2 protein-coding genes are annotated in these 1,858 nt (G+C 32.6%); one reads left to right on the top strand and one right to left on the bottom strand.

All coding sequences use genetic code 11. The features are described from left to right. Positions 1–118: 118 nt before the first annotated feature. The gene (gene metK, locus BLP57_RS17475) at positions 119–1,294 is read right to left on the bottom strand and encodes a methionine adenosyltransferase (protein ID WP_092073619.1); all 1,176 of its coding nucleotides are present in this window, start codon (positions 1,292–1,294) and stop codon (positions 119–121) included. Positions 1,295–1,512: 218 nt separating this feature from the next. Here metK and BLP57_RS17470 point away from each other — a divergent pair, with 218 nt between their 5' ends. After that, positions 1,513–1,743: a helix-turn-helix domain-containing protein gene (locus BLP57_RS17470; protein WP_092073616.1), complete on the top strand. Its 231-nt coding sequence runs from the start codon at positions 1,513–1,515 to the stop codon at positions 1,741–1,743. Positions 1,744–1,858 lie beyond the last annotated feature (115 nt).

Here is a 1,858-nt window from a genome sequence, read left to right as displayed (position 1 = left end):
TAGTCAAATGAAATGTCTGATATCTTATCCAAATATTCTTCTAATTCTTCAATGATGGCAGGCTCATTGTCGCAAATAGCTAAATTTAGCATATAATATATCTTCTCTCATAACAAGTTTACACTTCTAAAATGCCTAAAAATTTTTTTGTATCTAATTGTTCCCATGGAAGATTTAATTCAGTTCTCCCAAAATGTCCATACGACGCTACCTGTTCATAAATTGGCCGGCGGAGTTTAAATATATCAATTATTCCTGATGGTGTAAGATCAAAATTATTATAAATAAATTCTGCAAGCAGTTCATCATCTTTTTTACCTGTTCCAAATGTATTAACATTAACAGAAACTGGATTCGCAATTCCTATGGCATAGGATAATTGCACCTCACATTTTTCTGCTAATCCCAGTGCAACAATATTTTTAGCAAGATATCGTGCCATATATGCTGCTGATCTGTCCACTTTTGTACAGTCTTTTCCTGAAAAGGCACCACCACCATGATGTGCACATCCTCCATACGTATCTACAATAATTTTTCTTCCTGTAACTCCACTATCTCCATGTGGACCACCGATTACAAAACGTCCCGTTGGATTAACATACACATTTGTATTATCATCCATCAATCCCTCTGGTATTATATCTTCAATCACATATTTAAAAATATCTTTATAAATTTTATCTTGGCTAATATTTTCATCATGTTGCACTGAACATACAATAGTGTCTATTCTTTTTGGTGTATTTCCATCATATTCAATAGTCACTTGCGTTTTTCCATCTGGTCTCAAATACTTCAATCTTCCACTTTTTCTAACATTTGATAACTGTTTTGATAATTTATGTGCTAATACAATCGAAAGGGGCATATACTCTTCGGTTTCATTTGTTGCATATCCAAACATCATTCCCTGATCCCCAGCTCCAATTCTAGCTTTATCTTTTTTTGCTTTAGCTTCTAATGCTTCATTTACTCCTAAAGCAATATCTTCTGACTGTTTATCTAAACATACAATGATTCCACAGGTATCTGCATCAAAGCCATATTTTGAATCATTATAGCCAATTTTGCGAACCGTATTTCTTACAATACTAGGAACATCAATGTTCGCATTTGTTGTAATTTCACCCATGACAAGCACTAAGCCAGTAGTTATACATGTTTCACACGCAACACGACCATAAGGATCCTTTTCCATAATAGAATCCAAAATAGCGTCTGAAATTTGATCACATATTTTATCTGGATGCCCTTCGGTGACAGATTCTGAAGTAATTAATTTCTTTAACATATCTCTTCTCCCTTTTTAATTTTGTATTTCAGCCATTATGTACCAAAATCTATATTGCTTTTTCTTATAATACATAAAAAACTCCTAAATTTTTTATATCTGCTATAACTTGTAAATTAATTGTCACATCTTGTTCTATACAGGCTATATATAGACCTAGTTCTTCAAATTAACGGTTACACTATATCTATAATTAGAACTGTATAGGGAGGTGTTCGATGACTTCTAATCAAGCTGTCTGTAATAGAATTGCTGATTTATGTAAAGAACAAGGAATTACTTATTATACATTAGCATGCCGTGCTGCTATTCCACAGTCCACCTTAAAAAATCTTTTTCATGGAACTAATCCGACACTTTCTACTATTTGTAAAATATGCAGTGGCTTTGGCATAACAGTAAGTGAATTTTTCCAAGCAGATTATTTTTTGATATGTGAAGATGATTAATTTTGAAGAAGGGTATGAACTATATGCTAAATTTAGCTATTTGCGACAATGAGCCTGCCATCATTGAAGAATTAGAAGAATATTTGGATAAGATATCAGACATTTCATTTGACTA

It is taken from the genome of Blautia sp. SF-50, from assembly GCF_900101315.1.
In the GTDB taxonomy this organism is placed as follows: domain Bacteria; phylum Bacillota; class Clostridia; order Lachnospirales; family Lachnospiraceae; genus Blautia_A; species Blautia_A fusiformis.
Note: the sequence above shows the minus strand (reverse complement) of the source record. Positions and strands in the feature narration are given on the sequence as shown.